Origin of the sequence: Sulfurospirillum barnesii SES-3 (assembly GCF_000265295.1) — a bacterium.
GTDB classification, from domain to species: domain Bacteria; phylum Campylobacterota; class Campylobacteria; order Campylobacterales; family Sulfurospirillaceae; genus Sulfurospirillum; species Sulfurospirillum barnesii.
Genome location: NC_018002.1, coordinates 70,773 through 88,964 on the forward strand (window position 1 = coordinate 70,773; position 18,192 = coordinate 88,964).

20 protein-coding genes are annotated in these 18,192 nt (G+C 37.9%); 11 read left to right on the top strand and 9 right to left on the bottom strand.

Annotation, left to right across the window (positions count from 1 at the left end; all coding sequences use genetic code 11):
* The first annotated feature begins 1 nt into the window (after position 1).
* Positions 2-616, top strand: coding sequence for a fumarylacetoacetate hydrolase family protein (locus SULBA_RS00370; RefSeq protein ID WP_014768291.1), 615 nt, complete (start codon positions 2-4; stop codon positions 614-616).
* Between the two features lie 116 nt (positions 617-732).
* On the opposite strand, the gene rlmN is transcribed toward SULBA_RS00370, so the two are convergent.
* The 3 genes from rlmN to hisF are packed head-to-tail and all read right to left on the bottom strand — an operon-like array spanning position 733 to position 3,119.
* Positions 733-1,809 (bottom strand): dual-specificity RNA methyltransferase RlmN, encoded by a 1,077-nt coding sequence (rlmN, locus tag SULBA_RS00375; RefSeq protein WP_014768293.1) that lies wholly within the window; start codon positions 1,807-1,809, stop codon positions 733-735.
* Positions 1,810-1,815: 6 nt separating this feature from the next.
* Complete coding sequence (locus SULBA_RS00380) at positions 1,816-2,364, bottom strand: phosphorylase family protein (protein ID WP_014768294.1); 549 nt, start codon at positions 2,362-2,364, stop codon at positions 1,816-1,818.
* Complete coding sequence (hisF, locus tag SULBA_RS00385) at positions 2,361-3,119, bottom strand: imidazole glycerol phosphate synthase subunit HisF (protein WP_014768295.1); 759 nt, start codon at positions 3,117-3,119, stop codon at positions 2,361-2,363. The genes SULBA_RS00380 and hisF overlap by 4 nt, the downstream gene beginning before the upstream one ends.
* Before the next feature lie 105 nt (positions 3,120-3,224).
* On the opposite strand from hisF, the gene rsmA reads away from it, so the two are divergent.
* The 7 genes from rsmA to SULBA_RS00420 are packed head-to-tail and all read left to right on the top strand — an operon-like array spanning position 3,225 to position 11,061.
* The gene (gene rsmA / locus SULBA_RS00390; protein ID WP_014768296.1) at positions 3,225-4,118 is read left to right on the top strand and encodes a 16S rRNA (adenine(1518)-N(6)/adenine(1519)-N(6))-dimethyltransferase RsmA; all 894 of its coding nucleotides are present in this window, start codon (positions 3,225-3,227) and stop codon (positions 4,116-4,118) included.
* Positions 4,081-6,072: a ribonuclease J gene (locus SULBA_RS00395; protein ID WP_014768297.1), complete on the top strand. Its 1,992-nt coding sequence runs from the start codon at positions 4,081-4,083 to the stop codon at positions 6,070-6,072. The genes rsmA and SULBA_RS00395 overlap by 38 nt, the downstream gene beginning before the upstream one ends.
* Positions 6,073-6,083: 11 nt before the next feature.
* Positions 6,084-7,049 (top strand): KpsF/GutQ family sugar-phosphate isomerase, encoded by a 966-nt coding sequence (locus tag SULBA_RS00400; RefSeq protein WP_014768298.1) that lies wholly within the window; start codon positions 6,084-6,086, stop codon positions 7,047-7,049.
* Positions 7,050-7,058: 9 nt separating this feature from the next.
* Positions 7,059-7,835, top strand: a complete 777-nt coding sequence (locus SULBA_RS00405; protein ID WP_245391450.1) for a pseudouridine synthase — start codon at positions 7,059-7,061, stop codon at positions 7,833-7,835.
* Positions 7,825-9,033, top strand: a complete 1,209-nt coding sequence (locus tag SULBA_RS00410) for a replication-associated recombination protein A (protein WP_014768300.1) — start codon at positions 7,825-7,827, stop codon at positions 9,031-9,033. The genes SULBA_RS00405 and SULBA_RS00410 overlap by 11 nt, the downstream gene beginning before the upstream one ends.
* 10 nt (positions 9,034-9,043) lie before the next feature.
* Positions 9,044-10,786, top strand: a complete 1,743-nt coding sequence (locus SULBA_RS00415; RefSeq protein WP_014768301.1) for a flagellar hook-length control protein FliK — start codon at positions 9,044-9,046, stop codon at positions 10,784-10,786.
* Positions 10,783-11,061, top strand: a complete 279-nt coding sequence (locus SULBA_RS00420; RefSeq protein ID WP_014768302.1) for a FlhB-like flagellar biosynthesis protein — start codon at positions 10,783-10,785, stop codon at positions 11,059-11,061. The genes SULBA_RS00415 and SULBA_RS00420 overlap by 4 nt, the downstream gene beginning before the upstream one ends.
* Positions 11,062-11,077: 16 nt before the next feature.
* Here the strand turns inward: SULBA_RS00420 and SULBA_RS00425 are convergent, their stop codons facing one another.
* Together SULBA_RS00425 and purM are read right to left on the bottom strand one after the other, a co-directional pair.
* A complete protein-coding gene (locus tag SULBA_RS00425) occupies positions 11,078-11,863 on the bottom strand; it encodes a YdcF family protein (protein ID WP_014768303.1) in 786 nt (261 codons plus the stop codon).
* Positions 11,863-12,858: a phosphoribosylformylglycinamidine cyclo-ligase gene (gene purM / locus SULBA_RS00430; RefSeq protein ID WP_014768304.1), complete on the bottom strand. Its 996-nt coding sequence runs from the start codon at positions 12,856-12,858 to the stop codon at positions 11,863-11,865. Before purM ends, SULBA_RS00425 begins: the two co-directional genes overlap by 1 nt.
* A gap of 89 nt (positions 12,859-12,947) precedes the next feature.
* Here purM and coaE point away from each other — a divergent pair, with 89 nt between their 5' ends.
* From coaE to SULBA_RS00445, 3 genes are all read left to right on the top strand, one after another.
* The gene (gene coaE / locus SULBA_RS00435) at positions 12,948-13,553 is read left to right on the top strand and encodes a dephospho-CoA kinase (protein WP_014768305.1); all 606 of its coding nucleotides are present in this window, start codon (positions 12,948-12,950) and stop codon (positions 13,551-13,553) included.
* Positions 13,534-14,277, top strand: a complete 744-nt coding sequence (gene dapF / locus SULBA_RS00440; protein ID WP_041671734.1) for a diaminopimelate epimerase — start codon at positions 13,534-13,536, stop codon at positions 14,275-14,277. The genes coaE and dapF overlap by 20 nt, the downstream gene beginning before the upstream one ends.
* Positions 14,278-14,413: 136 nt before the next feature.
* On the top strand, positions 14,414-15,001 hold the full coding sequence (locus tag SULBA_RS00445; protein ID WP_245391419.1) for a glucosaminidase domain-containing protein: 588 nt from the start codon (positions 14,414-14,416) through the stop codon (positions 14,999-15,001).
* A gap of 1 nt (position 15,002) precedes the next feature.
* On the opposite strand, the gene prfA is transcribed toward SULBA_RS00445, so the two are convergent.
* From prfA to SULBA_RS13110, 4 genes are all read right to left on the bottom strand, one after another.
* Entirely contained in the window at positions 15,003-16,070 is a 1,068-nt protein-coding gene (gene prfA, locus SULBA_RS00450) for a peptide chain release factor 1 (protein ID WP_014768308.1), read from the bottom strand.
* Positions 16,071-16,104: 34 nt separating this feature from the next.
* Positions 16,105-16,380 (bottom strand): 30S ribosomal protein S20, encoded by a 276-nt coding sequence (rpsT, locus tag SULBA_RS00455; protein ID WP_014768309.1) that lies wholly within the window; start codon positions 16,378-16,380, stop codon positions 16,105-16,107.
* 107 nt (positions 16,381-16,487) lie between these two features.
* The gene (locus SULBA_RS00460; protein WP_245391420.1) at positions 16,488-17,624 is read right to left on the bottom strand and encodes an NAD-binding protein; all 1,137 of its coding nucleotides are present in this window, start codon (positions 17,622-17,624) and stop codon (positions 16,488-16,490) included.
* A gap of 16 nt (positions 17,625-17,640) precedes the next feature.
* Complete coding sequence (locus tag SULBA_RS13110) at positions 17,641-18,183, bottom strand: ion channel (RefSeq protein WP_050985266.1); 543 nt, start codon at positions 18,181-18,183, stop codon at positions 17,641-17,643.
* Between the last annotated feature and the right edge of the window lie 9 nt (positions 18,184-18,192).

An 18,192-nucleotide genomic window follows, 5' to 3' on the forward strand; every position in this document is an offset into this window, starting at 1 on the left:
AATGAAAACAGTTACGGTAGATGGTAAGTGTGTAATTCCCAGTAAAGTCGTGTGTGTGGGACGAAATTATGTCGAGCATATCAAAGAGTTAAAAAATGAGATTCCTACATCTATGGTTATCTTTATGAAACCTAACACGGCAATCAGTGCAGAGCTTATAACAGGCAAACAAACACCGCTTCATTATGAAGGAGAAATCTCATTTTTAATCAAGCAAAGAAAAATAAGTGCTGTTGGTTTTGGGCTTGATTTAACTCACAGAGAACTTCAAAGTGAGCTCAAAGCAAAAGGCTTACCGTGGGAGCGTGCCAAAGCTTTTAACGGTGCCGCTGTTATGAGTTCGTTTGTAAGTATCAAAGAAGAGGATATCGATAAACTTTCGTTACAGTTGTGGATTAATGGTGTGTTAGTTCAAGAAGGTGGTGTTGAGCTGATGATATACAAGCCATTAGCCATTATTAAAGAGATAAACACTTTTTCAACGCTAGAAGACCATGATATCGTGATGAGCGGTACGCCTAAAGGTGTGGGGAGTTATGTTAAGGGTGATATTTTTGTAGGTAAAATTTTTGTTGATAAAAAAGAACTTCTTTCTCAAGAGTGGATAGCGCAATAAATCTCAAAGAGCTTTACATGTAAAGCTCTTTTTATTTCTCTTTTTTAAAAAGAACGGAGATGAGTCCCCCTACTCCTACAATCACAACGATAATTAAAAATCCAATTTGAAACCAATCAAGCAGGGTCATTTTTCTGCTCCTTATCTTTAAGCTGACCGCATGCGGCGCTGATGTCTAAGCCTTTTGATTGACGAATGGTACACAAAACACCATGGTCGACAAGATACTGTTGAAAGGCTATCATATCTTTCTCTAAAGGACGTCCAAATTCACTGCCAGAATGCGGGTTAAAATAAATCAAATTCACTTTCGCTTTTATGCCATGCAGGAGCTTCACCAGCTTCTTTGCACTCCTTTGGTCATCATTGAGTCCTTTCATGACTAAATACTCAAACATGACCCGTTTACGTGCGTCTATGGGGAATGCTTTTACGGCATTAATAATAGACTCAATGTTATACGCCTTATTGATAGGCATCAGTTTTTCTCTTAGCACATCATCAACGGCATGTAGCGAAATGGCAAGTAAAACACCTAAATCCATTTTCCCTAATTTTTCTATTTGTGAACTAAGCCCACTGGTAGAAATAGTCTGTCTACGAGGGGATATAGAAAGACCATCAAGATCATTAAACATACGCACGGCTTTACTCACGTTCGTTAAATTATCCAGTGGTTCGCCCATGCCCATATAGACAATATTTACACGTCTATTCTCTGCTATAGCGTTGTCTCTTTTAATCATCAAAACTTGTGTTGTTATCTCTCCAGCACTTAGGTTGCGTTTAAAACCACTTTTGCCAGTGAGACAAAACGCACAGCCTATTTTACAGCCTACTTGAGAAGAGATACAGATGGTATATCGGGTATGATGAATTAACTTTCCCTCTTCATCGCTTTGCTCTTGCTTCATGGGGAGAAGAACTGATTCGACGGTATTGCCATCTTTGAGTGCAAAGAGATACTTCTTACTTCCATCCCTGCTCTCTTCTACTTTTACAATAGTGAGTGGATCAAGATAGTAGTTTGCTTGAAGTTGATCTTTAAGCTCTTTAGGTAAATTTTTCATCTCCTCAAAAGAGGTGACGTATTTTTGATAGAGCCATTGGTAAATTTGTTTTGCTCTAAAAGCTGGTTTAATGACTTCAGATAACTCTTCTTTTGATAAATCAAATATATTTTGTTTGTCCATAATCCCTCAAATTTTCATATTTTTTTCTACATGTAAAGTAATAAGCTCTTTTGCTTTTGCATGATTTTTGAGAAAATCATTGTGAGCATTTTTATTACAATAATTTGTAATTACAAACAAACCTGAACATGGTATATTGAAATGGTTTGCAATACTTAAAATAGAGAAAAATTCCATATTCTCAATATCGTGTTTATTCTCCAACATTTTTTTTGCTAACGATTCGTCTGTGGTAATATAATTGCTTGAATTAACATGAACCGACGGATGATTTGTTCCACGTGAAACATGATGCGTATGAGATTCTACACGAGTCTCTAGTGGGGTATAACATGCTCCTTGCAAGAAGCCTAATTCAATATTGCTTGCACTATGGCTCACAACAATATCAAATGGACGATAATTACCATAACTACCAGCCGTTCCTACAAAAAAGAGAAAAGCAGGTTTTTCCTCCAAGATATAGCGAGTAAGGTTCATAGCGCTTTCAATGAGCCCCACACCAATTTGCTTTGCAAAGTCAAATGTTTCGTTTTTTCCTGCACATATAATCATAATCGCACCGCAATTCCCTCATTTTGGAGGTAGTGTTTTAAGTCCATAATATCAATCTCCTTAAAATGGAAAATAGATGCAGCAAGCGCTGCATCAGCACCATTTAAAAATGCTTCTTTAATGTGCTCCATACTTCCTGCTCCACCACTGGCAATCACAGGAATATCAAGCATTGCACTCATCTGTGATGTGAGTGCAATATCATAACCATTTTTGGCACCATCGCAATCCATGGAGGTTAAAAGAATTTCTCCTGCTCCTCGCTCCTGAGCCTCTTTTGCCCACGCAAGTGCATCCAACCCTGTGTCAATGCGCCCACCATTCACAAAAACATGCCATGAATCACCCGTACGTTTTGCATCAATCGCAACCACAATACATTGAGAACCAAAGCGTTTGGATGATTCGTCTATAAAATGAGGATTGGCAATGGCGGGAGAATTAATGCTCACTTTATCACAGCCTACATGTAAAAGACTGTAAATATCATCGAGTGTTCGAATACCTCCTCCTACAGTAAGAGGAATAAAAACTTCACGTGCCACATTCTTAACAATTTCAACAATCGTTCCCCGACCTTCATGGCTTGCAGTAATGTCTAAAAAAGTAAGTTCATCAGCACCCTCATCGTTATAGCGTTTGGCTATTTCAACAGGATCACCCGCATCTTTAAGACCTACAAAATTAACACCTTTAACAACGCGACCATTTTTAACATCCAAACAAGGGATAATACGCTTAGCAAAATGCTCCATGAAACTCTCTTTTTTTAGGGAATAATGAATAAAAATGATAGCCAAAGAATTAAAAAAAACTTCTGAAAATCATGAATAAATAACAAACTAACGATTTTATAAGTAATGATTGAGTATAATGACTTAAATTTAGAAAATATAGGGTGCAAATTGATAGAAGCAAAGAAAAAATTTGGCCAAAATTTTTTAAAAGATACGAGTGTTGTAAGTAAAATCATCCAATCGATGCCCCAGAATAACAGAAAACTGATTGAAATTGGGCCTGGATTAGGTGATTTGACGCAAGCGCTGTTAAAGGTAAAACCTGTAACAGCTTACGAAGTCGATGAGGACTTATGCGTTTATTTGAGAAAAAAATATACGACGAAGATAGCAGAAGGGCAACTGACATTGGTGCAAACCGATGTTTTAAAGCAATTCGAAACAGGAACGCTCAGTGATGAGCCTTATGATTTGGTTGCTAATTTACCCTATTACATTGCTACAACTATTATTTTGGAAGCTTTGGAAGACCAAAATTGCAAATCGATGATTGTAATGGTTCAAAAAGAAGTGGCAGAAAAATTTGCCGCACTTCCAAAAACAAAAGAGTTTACCTCTTTGGCGATTTTGGCACAAAGTATTGGGACGGCTACCATACTTTTTGATGTATCTCCAGAATCGTTTGAGCCACAACCTAAAGTGGTGTCGTCTATTCTCAAAATTGACAAACAAACAGAGTTTGTTAATGGAAAATTTTCTGGTATTTTTGAAGATAATGAGCAATTACAAAAATTTAAAAAGTATTTGCGATGTTCCTTTCAAAGCCCTAGAAAAACTTGGTTGAAAAATATATCATCCGAGTTTGATAGAACGTGTGTTGAAGAGTTAATACACGAACAAAATCTTCCATTAACGATTCGTCCTCATGAACTTGGCGTCTTGTCTCATCATCTACTATTTAAAACATTAAGGTTGAATGATGCAAGAAAACGAAGTAACGCAACAACAAAACAGTAACGAAGTCCAAAACAAAGAGAATGCACAAAAGCATTCAAAACCACAACACCCATCACAGTCTAACGCAAACAAAGAAGTGAGTCAAAATCCTCAACACAGCAATGCTGAAGCAACAGGTGAACAGCCTTCTAAAAAACCACGCAATAATCGAAGACGTAAAAGCAATAATAAAGCACCTACTGCTTCTATTGAAGGGAATGAAGTCTGGCAACGGGATATGAAAAAAGCCATTGAAGCCAATCAAAAGATGCACAAAGAACGTCTCAATAAAGCTCCTTTAGTTGAGCAAAATTCTAAAGGAAAAATAAAAATTACACCTTTAGGTGGTTTGGGAGAAATTGGTGGAAATATCTGTGTTTTTGAAACAGAAAATTCTGCCATTGTGCTTGATGTGGGTATGAGTTTTCCTAGTGAAGATATGCATGGTGTTGATATTTTGGTACCAGATTTTAGCTATTTGAGACAAATTAAGAAAAAAATTGCTGGAATTATTATTTCACATGCCCATGAAGATCATATTGGAGCCATTCCGTATTTATTTAAAGAGATGCAGTTTCCACTCTATGCGACACCTCTTCCTTTAGGGATGATTTCCAATAAGTTTGATGAGCATGGATTAAAAAATCATAAAAAGTATTTTAGACCTGTTGAAAAACGTAAAATTTACAAGATTGGTGAATTTGAAATAGAATGGATTCATATTACCCACTCTATCATTGATGCATCTTCTCTTGCAATTACCACAGAAGCTGGCACGATTATACATACAGGCGATTTTAAGATAGATCATACCCCTATTGATGGATACGTAACCGATCTAAATCGTTTTTCAGATTATGGTGAAAAAGGTGTTTTATGTTTAATGAGTGACAGTACCAACTCGTATAAAGAGGGGATTACACGTTCAGAAAGTACCGTTGGAAAGACGTTTGATTCTATTTTTTCCAAAGCAAAAGGCCGTGTAATTATGTCTACATTCTCATCGAACATTCATAGGGTGTACCAAGCGATTGATTATGGATTAAAATACGGAAGAAAAGTAAGTGTTATTGGGCGTTCAATGGAGCGTAACCTTTTTACAGCGATTGATTTAGGGTATATTAAACTCGATAAAAGTATCTTTATTGATCCACATGAAGTGAATAAACATCCTGATAAAGATGTTTTGATTGTCACAACGGGAAGTCAAGGTGAGACGATGAGTGCGCTTTATAGAATGGCAACCGATGAGCATCGTCATGTCAAAATTAAGCCAACGGATCAGATTATTATCTCAGCCAAAGCCATTCCTGGGAATGAAGGCAGTGTTTCAAAAGTGTTAAACTTTTTACTTAAAAGTGGTGCCAATGTGGCGTACCAAGATTTTAGTGAAATTCACGTCAGCGGTCATGCGGCACAAGAGGAACAAAAGCTTATTTTACGACTAACTAAGCCTAAATTTTTCCTTCCAGTACATGGTGAATATAATCACATCACAAAGCATAAAGAGACTGCAATGCAATGTGGAATTCCTGAGCGAAATATCTATTTGATGAGCGATGGCGATCAAGTAGAGTTATGTTCAAAATACATGAAAAAAATCAAAACAATTAAAACAGGTAAAGTGTTTATTGATAATCAAATCAATCAACAAATTGCAGATGATGTCGTTATTGACCGCCAAAAACTTGCAGATTCAGGTTTGGTTATGTTAGTAATTCAGTTAGATAAAAGTGAGCATAAACTTATCGCAAAACCAAAAATCATTAGTTATGGGCTTGTCTCTGATAGTGAAGACAAAGCGTTTTCTGTTGAAATGGAAGGGGTCATTGATCAATTTATTGTCAATGCAAAAGCTGAATTATTAGAGAACTCACGTGCATTGGAAAATGAGTTACGTCAAGTTGTTCGTAAGCATATTTATCGCCAAATGAAAAAATATCCAACGATTGTACCCACAATTTTCATGATGTAATAAGGCTGGAGATGGAAGATTTTAAAGCAATTGCAAAAGAGGTTTTGGCGTTAGAAGCGCAAGAGCTTTTAAACGCTGCAACGTACATCGGAGATGAGATAAATGAAGCAACACATCTTATTGCTAACCTAAAAGGGAAGTTAATTATTACAGGTGTAGGGAAGAGTGGTCTCATCGGAGCAAAGATTGCAGCAACCCTTGCTAGCACAGGGACGAGCAGTTTCTTTTTGCATCCAACCGAAGCACTGCATGGCGATTTGGGTATGATTGGGAAAGAAGATGCCGTGTTAGCGATTAGTTACAGTGGAGAGAGTGAAGAGCTCATTAAAATTTTACCGCATGTGAAGCGTTTTAATATCCCTCTCATTGGTATGGCACGCACGAAAGAGTCTTCATTGGGGCATTACAGTGATATTTTTATCCCTTTACATGTAACGAAGGAAGCGTGCCCTCTTGATGCAGCACCCACTTGTTCAACAACACTCACATTAGCTCTTGGAGATGCGTTAGCTGTTTGCTTAATGAAGAAGAAAAATTTTCAAAAAGAGGATTTTGCTTCGTTTCATCCTGGCGGGAGTTTAGGAAAAAGACTCTTTATTAAAATTTCTGATTTGATGCTCAAAGAGGGCTTACCTCTTGTACGTCAAGAAACAAAACTTAAAGATGCCATTGTAAAGATGAGTGAGGGACGTCTAGGAAATGTTTTGATTATCGATGAGCAAAATCGGCTAAGTGCGATTTTAAGTGATGGTGATTTACGCAGGGCTTTAATGCGTGATGATTTTAGTATGGAGAAGCATGCGTATGAATACGCAACCAAAACCCCAAAGACATTAGCGGATGAGACGTTATTAGCCAGTGATGCATTAGCGTTTATTGAAAAACACAAAATACAACTTTTAGCCATTACAAACAGTGATGGCGTACTTAAAGGGGTATTACATATCCACCATTTAGTGGAAGCAGGAATAAAATAGATGGAATTAATGAGATTAAATAAAATGATTTCGCATAACACGCACTATTCAAGGCGTGAGGCGGATGAGCTCATCAAAGCAGGTCATGTGAAAGTTGATGGCAACGTTGTGCAAGACCTAGCTATTCAGGTGAGTTTTAAAAATAAGATTGAGCTGGGTGGCAAGGCATTGTTTGAAAAGCATGGCTATTCGGTCATTGTTTATCACAAACAAAAAGGTGAGTTAGTGAGTAAAAAGGATGACCGTGGTCGTAAAACGATTTACGATACACTTCCTTCAAAATTTGCGCACTACTTGAGTGTGGGACGATTGGATTTTGCTAGTGAGGGGTTATTGTTATTGTGTGATTCCCCTTCGGTTGTTTCAGCATTAATGCATAGTGATTTAGAGCGAGTTTACTATGTCAAAATTAATGGTCAAGTAACTCCTGCAATGGAAAAAGCAATGCAAGAAGGGCTTTCTGTAGCAGATGCCCGTAAAGGTGGGCATGCGAAAAGTGAAATTTATTCAATGGATTTTGCTCCTTTTGTGGGGTACCGTATTATCAAAAATGCACCAACCTTTTCGACCATTAAAGTCGTAATTAATGAGGGGCAAAACAGAGAACTTAGACGCTTCTTTGGTTATTTTGATGTAGAAGTGATGGATCTTAAGCGAGTAAGTTATGGGAAAATTGATTTAGGAATGTTAAAGCCTGGGAAACATCGTTTTTTTACGGGAAGTGAGTACGCAGCTTTGCGTGATTATTTAGAGTATTTGAAGAAAGAACAAGGCAATGATCAATAATTTTGCCCTCTTCTTTCGCCCAAAGACGATTGAAGAGCTTTCAGGTCAAGCGCATTTAAGTGGTGAAAGCAGTCCTTTTCGAAAGCTCCTTAAATCAGGCTCCATGAGCCATTCACTCTTCTTTGGACCTGCAGGAGTTGGTAAAACGACATTGGCTCGTATTGTAGCGCAGGCTTTGCAACTGCCCTTTTATGAGTTAGATGCAACCAGCATTAAGGTTGATGAAATTCGTAAAATTTTGGCTCAACATAGAGGAGCGCTTCAGAAACCACTGCTATTTATCGATGAAATTCATCGCCTTTCAAAAACACAGCAAGAAGTCTTGTTATTGCCTATGGAGAATCATGAAGCGATTGTGATTGGTGCATCCACCGAAAATCCCTATTTTGTTCTAAGCTCTGGCATTCGTTCACGGATGATGCTTTTTGAGTTTTATCCACTTGAAAGAGCGGATATGGAGGCAATTCTTAGTCGGGTCCATGATAAAATTGACTTTATGATAGATGATGATGCCCATTCTTACCTGATAAGTTCAAGTGCTGGAGACAGTAGGTCTTTGTTGAATTTACTTGAGTTTGCACTTAAAGTGGATTTACATGTAACGTTAGAAACACTCAAAGCCTTGCGACCAAGTGCCTTAAAAGATGGGGTGAGCTCTGATAATACACATTATAATTTAATCAGTGCGATGATTAAAAGTGTACGTGGAAGTGATGTGAATGCAGCACTTTACTATCTTGCACGTTTGATTGACGGGGGAGAGAGTCCTGATTTTATAGCCAGACGTTTGGTTGTTTTAGCCAGTGAAGATATTGGCAATGCCAATCCAAATGCGCTTAATCTTGCTAGCAGTACACTTTTAAGCGTGAGTAAGATAGGTTATCCCGAAGCACGTATTATACTTTCTCAGTGTCTCATATATCTTGCCTGCTGTCCTAAATCTAACAGTGCGTATAACGCCATTAACAATGCGTTAGCGTATGTGAAAAATGAAAAAGCATTCAATGTCCCTGAGCATCTTAAAAGCCCCTCCCCTAAAGGCTATCTCTATCCGCATGATTTTGGCGGTTGGGTTGAGCAAGAGTATTTGGAGAAACCCCTTCATTTTTATGATAATGTGTCGATAGGGTTTGAGAAAACCATGGCAGAATGGTTGGAAAAAATTAAAAACAAAAACAAGACATCAACACACAAATAAGGCACTATTCATGGACATTAGCACGGCTTCTTTGCTCGCCAATCAGATTCAAACACTTGATCCTAAAAAGGCAACCAAAGAGGGTATAACTAAAGTTCTTCAAGAACATGCCTCTGAACTTCCATTTTCACCATCAAATACGCAAACAAAAAGCGCACCCAGTAGTGCAGGTGAGGTGATGAGTACATTGTTAGGTGTTGCTGTTAGCGAAGTAAAATCTAAAAGTGCTATTTTTGAAATACTCAAAAGCCATCCTTTGTTTAAAAATATGGGAAATTTTGCTGAGGATATTAAAAATCTTCCTTCTTTAATTAAAGCAGATGCAGCCACAACAAAGCCACTTGCACTTTTAGAGATATTTTCCAAAAACATTCAAACAGCTGATGCTAAAACAATACAACAGCAAGTCCAGCATTCAGGCATATTTTTTGAGTCTAAATTGGCGCAAGAGGTGACACAAAAGGGAGTTTTAGTATCAGCAAAAGAGCTTTTTACACAAGTGCAAACCCATCTCAAAGAGACCCATATTAATCCCACAAGCCTTAGAGACATAACCACAACATTGGAGCAATTAAGTTCAGCCTCATCTTTCTCGACAAAAGAGGCACAAGAAGGGTTAAAGCGTTTACTTGAGCTGTTTAGGAGCAGCGTGAAGCAAGAACTTGCATCTTCTCCTGTGGGTCTATTTAAAGAGGCATATGCCAATGTTCAAAAAATAGAATATGCCATCAAACAGATGGATTTAATCAATTCAAAAGTAGAAAATTATCCACCTTCAATGCAAGTAGAGCAGCATTTTAGTACGCAAGTCAAAGTGATTTTAGAATTATTGAAAGAGCAGTTGCCTGCATTACAGCTAAAAGAACTGCAACCTCATATCGACCAGCTTTTAGCGAAAGAGTCCCTTTTAAAAGGCTCTCTTGAGCCACCAATGACCTTAAACAAAGACGCTTTAGTCCAAGCCACACCAGAGGCGATTACGCAAGCCACGGAAGCTATAGCCCAAGCAAGGACTTCTCAAATCTATTCCTCACCAACCAAGCCTCCTGAAACAGTCGAAGAGGCTCTTAAAATGGTTGCAAATCGCATTAAAGCGCAGATTGAATTGCTTGAGCCTACGAATATTAAGCAAGCTGATTTTGTCGATAAAAGCAAGGTTTTAGAACAAAAAATTCATGAATTTATTAAACCTGAACTTTTTGTGGGAAAAGCCATGGCTCAAAAACTCTCTTTGGATCCTACTGATGTGGAATTGCTAAGCGATATGAAGGGGGTGCTTACCAAACTCAATCACTCACTTTCACTCTCAGGGCAAAATAAAGAAGCCCTTGAGATTACCAATCGCTTGCTTGCCCAAATTGAGTATCATCAGTTAGTCTCTTATGTGAGTAGTTCAACGCACTTGTATATTCCCTTTAGTTGGGATGGGCTTAAAGGTGGCTCCATGATGATGAAAAAGAGCAATGATGAACAATTCCATTGTCAAATTGATTTGGATTTAGAGGTGTATGGCAAGTTAAATATGATGTTAGTCCTCTCTAATGAAAAATACATTGACGTCACAATTGCCACACAGAAAAAGGAGTTTAGTGATAAGCTAACGGAAAATCTTTCACTTTTAAAAAGAGCTTTCAATGAGGTAGGATTAATCACAGGGAGTGTCAAAATGTTAGAATATAAAGATGTTGAACGAGTCAAAAATGACTACTTTCAAGGCGATACACTTGAATTTGGGATTAATATTAGCATATGAGTAACATAGCCCCTAAAACACAAAAAGCGGTTGCGCTTAAATACGACAAAGAAAAACAAGGGGCACCAAAAGTTGTCGCTTCGGGTAAGGGAGAAGTGGCAAATAATATCATTAAGCTTGCACGTGAACATGATATTTTTATCAAAAAAGATGCTGATTTGGTTGAGCTTCTCTCCAAGATTGAAATCAACAAAGAGATTCCGCCCATGCTCTATAAAGCCGTAGCGGAAGTCTTTAGTTTTATCTATAAAATTACCAACGATAAACGCCAATAATCTTTACATGTAAAGATTAAATCCCCCGCAGTTGTAGACTCAAAAGCCCTGCATATTCGTGCAAAGCAATGTAACTTTTATGCAAAGCATGTGCGCTAGGAAGGTAATCCCAACCGTCTTTTGCTCGATGATTGATTTTAAAATTGGTCGCTGCGGGGATGACGTTAAAGCCAAAATACTCATAAAGCTTTGTAGCACGTCTCATATGGTATGCTGAGGTAACAAGGTAAATGGTTGGTTTATTCACTCCTGCTTTTTCAAACGCCATTTTACTAAACTGTGCATTTTGGTAGGTATCAAGACTTTTGTCCTCTACATGTAAAGAAAACTCTTTGCTTGCAAGGTTTTTAGAGCTAGGTGTGGGAATTTCAAGATAGGTTTTAAGCTCTTTAAGGCTCTGTAAAAACGCATCGCTTTCTAAATACGCTTTATACATCCCTCCCCCGCTAAACAAAAGGGGAATGTGATGGGATTTTGCGACCATTAACCCCCACATCATTCGTTTGTAGGCATCACTGCTAAGGGGTAAATTGGCAACACCTTGTGTATGCCCTCCTCCTAAGACAATCACTGCATCGACTGGCATTTCTAGGAGTGCTTGATTAAAGGGCTCTTCTAGGGGGCGCAAGAGCCAATCGGCAACGTATATATTACTCAAAAGATAAAATAAAATGGCATTTGCACAAAAGAAAAGACGAAAACGTCGTGCATAAATGGAGGCGAAAAAGAAAAGAAGAATAAACATACCTGGTGGTAACACCAGATATGTAAAGAGTTTTGAGAGAATGTAGAGGCTACTCATTAGAGCATAATGGCGCTGCGCTCACCCTCTGCAAGTTCACCGATGACATAGCCATCGCTATTTTGTAAGATGGCATCCACATTTTCAGGACTTACCACTAAAATCATGCCCACACCCATGTTAAACGTACGGTGCATTTCACTCTCTTCAACGTATTGGCTCATAAAATCAAAAATTGGAAGAGTTTTGATTTTAGATTTGTAGACACGTGCTTGTAAGCCCTCAGGTAAGACACGAGGTAAGTTTTCGACAATACCACCACCTGTAATGTGCGCTAAAGCGTTAATGTTCTCTTTAAGCGCTTTAAACAGCTTCACGTAGATGCGTGTGGGTGTTAAAAGGGTTTCGATGAGGGGTTTCCCGTTAAATTCGGTTTCGAAGGTGTAGCCTAATTTATCAAAAAAGATTTTACGTACCAGTGAAAAACCATTGGAATGGACACCTGAACTTGGAAGTGCTATGAGAACATCACCTGCTTTGACGTGGGGAAGACGGTTCATTTCATCCTTCTCAGCAATACCAACAGCAAAACCCGCAAGATCAAAATCTTTACCGTGGTACATGCCTGGCATTTCAGCAGTTTCGCCACCAATCAATGAACATTCTGCTTGAATACAGCCCTCAGCGATACCTTTAACGATATTCACAGAAGCGTCAATCTCAAGTTTGCTCATCGCATAATAATCCAAAAAGAAAAGCGGTGTTCCAAAGTTACAAATCAAATCATTGGCGCACATTGCCACCAAATCAATACCAACGGTATCGTAAATACCTGAATCAATCGCCAGTTTAAGTTTTGTGCCAACACCATCGGTTGCGCCTAAAATGACAGGTTTTTTATACCCCTCTGGTAGCTCATACGCACCTGCAAATGAACCAATGCCTCCAATGACATTTTTATCAAAGGTAGATTTTACAAGGGGTTTAATATTTTCGACAAATTGGTTTCCTGCGTCTATATCGACACCAGCGTCTTTGTAGCTGACTGTACTCATGCATAAGCCTTTAGAGGGATTGTTTAATAGATTTTAACAAAAGTATGTTAAAATCGTTATAAAATACAACGTAAGGCAGTCTGATTACTATGGCATATGAACACGCAATTGTCCTTACGGGCAGTATTGGAACGGGTAAAAGTACCGTCTCGACATTGTTGCAAAATCATGGTTTTGATGTAATTGATGCGGACACTATTTCAAAAGAGATTTTACCTTTACATGTAAACGAGGTAAGAGAACTTTTTGGCGAGGGTGTCATTGTTGATGAAACTATCGATAGAAAAGCATTGGGTGCGATTATTTTTAACGATAAAAACGAGCGAGAGAAGCTAAATGCCTTAATGCGCCCTCTCATTCGTGAAGAGATTTTAAAGCGCTCTGAAGTGCTTGAGCAAAAAGGGAAGCCTTACATCATTGACATTCCGCTCTATTATGAGAGTGAGGGGTATGATTGTAAATTGGTGGTGGTGGTGTATGCGCCCGTTGAAGTACAACGCAAGCGTTTAATGCAGAGGGAAAATTTTACTAAAGAAGAGGCTCAAAAACGTATCGATGCACAAATTAGCATTGAAGAGAAGAAAATCTTAGCCGATTTTCTCATTAATAACTCGTTTGACAGAGCATTTTTACAGAGCGAGATTGAAAAATTTATACACTATGTACGGGGAAGATATGCAAATTGCAAAATATAATGCCAGTGGAAACGACTTTGTCATTTTTCACACTTTTTATGAGTTAGATAGAAGCAAACTCGCTCAAGAGTTATGCCACAGGCAAAAAGGTGTGGGTGCAGATGGTCTCATTGTATTGCTTCCACAGGGCGAATACGATTTTAAATGGCAATTTTATAACAGTGATGGCTCTGTTGCTTCCATGTGTGGAAATGGCACAAGAGCCTGTGCGCATTACGCCTATACGCAAGGATTAGCACCAAAACAGATGCGTTTTTTAACAGGAGCAGGCGTCATTCAATCCGAAGTCATAGGAAGTGTTGTGGAGACAGAATTGACCACACCTAAGGTGCTAAGTGAATCCTTTGAAGAAAATGGGCTAACCTGGCATTTTTGTGATACAGGTGTGCCTCATTTGGTCACCTTTGTGGAGGATGTTGCTTTGTTTGATAAAATGATTGCACGTCAAATGCGTTACAAATACAATGCAAATGTCAATTACGCCATGCTCGAAGAAAATGCTTTACATGTAAGAACGTATGAACGGGGTGTTGAGGATGAAACCTTAGCCTGCGGCACAGGTATGGCAGCATGTTTTTACAGTGCGTATCGACAAAAGCGTGTGGGGCAAAATGCGAAGGTATATCCAAGGAGTGGCGAAGAGCTTTTTATGCGCATAGAAGATCAAACACTTTTCTTTAAAGGAGCGGTGCAGAAGGTCTTTGAAACGGTGTGGGAACACTAACTTCGTGAGGTTCTTCTCTACATTACTTATCGCCTCTTGTGTATTTTGTGCAAGCCATATATACGCAGGAGGTTTTTCTACAGAATATTATCAAATAGAAGACAGCACACAACAAAAAGAGGAATTTATTCGCCAAATGAAAAGTTTGGTAGATAAAGGCAATGATGATATTCGTAAAGATCGAGAGTTTATACGAGACTTTTTTGCCAAAGCAATGCCTGATGCATTTCGTGGACTAAATTATAAAAATGTGGGGTATTTGATTTCGCTTAGAAATAAATACGGTGTTGAAAATTTATTTGATAGAGATGAGTATTATAAGCGTATTGATGTTATCCCTACTTCTTTAGCCCTTGCTCAAGCCGCACTTGAAAGTGGATGGGGGAAGAGTAGGTTTGCACGAGAAGCCAATAACCTTTTTGGTCACTGGACCTATTCGGGTGTGGGATTAATGCCACAAAATAGGGCCATTGGTAAAACACATATGATTCGTATCTTTGGAACGCTTCAAAAATCAGTCAATTCGTATATGTTGAATCTTAATACCAATGAAGCATATAGCCTTTTTAGAGAAAAACGCTACAAAGCACGTGAGAGTGATAAAAAATTTGGTGGAATGGAAGCCGCTTCAACGATGATTAATTATTCTGAACGGAAAGAAGAGTATATTAAAATGCTAAAAGAGATGATTATTCAAAACAATCTTCTTCTTTACGATACATAAATTAAAGGTTTGCTTCTTTCATGAGTTCTGCTTGATAGTGTGCAATAATCGGATCAATGAGCTCATCATAAAGTCCACCTTCCATAATCGCATCCAAACGGTACAGTGTTAACCCTACCCTATGATCTGTCATCCGATTTTGTGGATAATTATAGGTACGAATACGAGCACTTCTATCCCCTGAGCCCACTTGTTGTTTTCGTGCTTCACTCTCTTTGGCATTACGTTCTTGCATTTGCATATCGTAGAGTTTTGCTTTGAGAATTTTCATTGCGGCATCTTTATTTTTATGCTGTGATTTTCCATCTTGATTCACAACAACAATACCTGAAGGTAAGTGGGTAATACGTACAGCACTATCGGTGGTATTGACCGATTGTCCACCGTTTCCAGAAGAGCGCATTACATCAATTTTTAAATCTTTTTCTGCAATGTCAATTTCAACATCATCGACTTCTGGCATAACAGCAACCGTAACGGCTGAGGTATGTACTCTGCCTTGCGATTCTGTTAAAGGAACACGTTGTACACGGTGAACACCACCTTCATATTTCAGGCGTGAAAAAGCCCCCTGCCCTTTAATTAAAGCAATAACCTCTTTGTACCCATTTAAAACACCTTCGCTTAAAGAGACAACCTCAACTTTCCATCCACGGTTTTCTGCATAACGTAAATAGGATTTAAAAAGATCCGCTGCAAAGATAGCTGCTTCATCACCACCTGTGCCCGCACGAATTTCTAAAAAGATATTGCGATCATCGTTGGGGTCTGTCGGTAAGAGAAGCAGTTTTATCTCTTCTTCGAGTGTTTCTTTGTGTGGTTCAAGCGTTTTAAGCTCTTCTTTTGCAAGTTCACCTAACTCTTCATCATCTAAGAGAAGTTTATTTTCTTCAATTTGTTCTAATGTAGAGAGATATTCAAGTGTTTTATCTTTAATGGCTTCTAAATTGGACTGTTCTTTAGAAAGCGCTGTCATTTTTTTAATATCGTTGGTAATATTAGGATCACTAAGCAGTGATGTCAATTCATTGTAACGATCTAAAAATGGGAGAAGTTTTTCTTTTAACATAAAAGGAGACTAAAAAGGAGGATGTTGCCGCAAATTATGCAGCAACAGTACCTAGTGTATTAACAAGTTGTGCCAATCTACTTACACGGCGTGCAGCAGTATTTTTAGGTAAAATACCCTTTGTTGAGTAAGAGTGGAAACTTTTATTGACATTTTTTAACGCAAGAGTAGCCGCTACTTGGTCGCCTGCCTCAACAGCTTCTTTAACAGCTTTTGTAAGATTTTTGATTCTAGTTTTATAAAATCTATTTCTTTCTGTGCGTTTTTTAGTTTGTCTAATACGCTTTTCTGCTGACTTATGGTTTGCCATAGATAAGCCTTTCATTATTTAAATTTAGGCGTAGATTATATAAAAATAAATATTAAATCTAACTTATTTTAAGGGCATTTTAAAATAAACTTTTTTAAAAAGAGGGCTTAATGCTTTTCTTTTGAAAACCATTGGCGTAAAAAACTTTTTTCTTCTCCATAATACGCAAAATAAAATTCATAAATGTTATTTGCAAGGTATTCTAAATGCTCATGAGCATTGTCATCCCCCGCAAATAAATAAATGTCGTTTTGTTCCAAGTTCGTATTCCAATCAGGCAGTAACTCAATCTCTTTATGCCGAATACGCATTAATGGAATAAGGTTGTTTGTGAAATTTCTATCTTTCAATGAGGTTCTTAAAAGAGAGAGCGGTAGATTTAATGTGGAACAATGCTTACTTAATATGAACGCTTGTTGAGAGTCAATTTTAAGGGTAAAGAGTTTTGGGTGAAGATCAATAGCCAGTAACTGTTTTATAAGAGTTGTAACGTGGATTTCATCGAGTGCATGGATATTTTTAATAAAAATATCCAAGGCAGGATTTAAAATGGCATTAATGGTTTTATTGATCAGCACTTTTGCAGGAATAAAAATGGTATCAATATTTGAGCTTTCAAAAATAGAAAAATCTTCCAGTTCATTTTCTCTTGCAATTGTGACAATATGAGGGTTGAGTTTTTTTGCTGTTGCTAGGATAGAAAGGTTGGTGGTATCATCATTGGTTCCAGCAATAATGGCAACACAGGTATCAATACCTAGGGCTTTAAGCATCTCTTTGTCGTCGCCATCACCGATTAAGACTTTTGGCTGATTTTGAAAGGTGAACTGTTCTTTCATTTTTGGATTGATTTCAGCAAAGGAAATTTCAAAATTATTGTGTTTTAGTACTTCATAAATACTTTTGCCCATACGACCGTATCCACAAACGATGTATTTACCATGAGGGAGATGCAGGGGTGGGTCATAGAGGTTACATAGGCCATAGATCCATCTTACCACTTTAAGTGTGTTGGGGTTATTTATTGCCATATGCATATGTTCTGCAATAATATCAAAGGGATTTTCAATAATTTGAACACCAATATCCATCAGATTTTCGGTTTGGTTTTTGGTGGTTGATTTAATTGCCATGGTGATATTTGGATTGAGAACTTTTGAGGTGAGTGCGATACGAAGATTGAGTGCATCGTTTTCGAAAAGACTTACGATCGCCTTACAATAAGGAGATTTTATACCTGCCATTTCTAAGGCATCGGGGTTATGAACATCCGCATTTAAACAATACACAGGGGGGTGTAAAATTTTCTAATAAAAGATGGTTACGTTTTTCTTCTTCTTTCTCGATGACTACGGAGCGTAAGCCAGACTCATTTGCTTTTTTGATGATTTCACTGGTGATGGAGTTGTATCCTAAAATGATAATATACCGCTCTTTCAGATAAGCGATATTGCGTCTAAATTTTGCACGAGAAAATTCTTCTAAAAAGAGTTTGTCTTGTAGCAATGCCACCAAAGAGCCTAGACTGTAAAACCATCCAGTCACGGTTATAAAAATAGCAATAGAAACCCACATACGCTGAGGATACGTGAATGTAAAAGGCGTTTCACCAAATCCTATGGTTGTTGCAGTATAGCTTATAAAATAAAACGCATCAAAAATAGTTAATTGATAGGGATTTCCCTCGTTATCAACACCTTTAATCAGTAAAAGACCAATAATGGAAATAGTGTATGTAAGAATAATAACCAAAAAAGGAGCGCGCATCCTTTGCAAAATAAGCCATAGCGAGCTATTTTTCACGCAAACTCT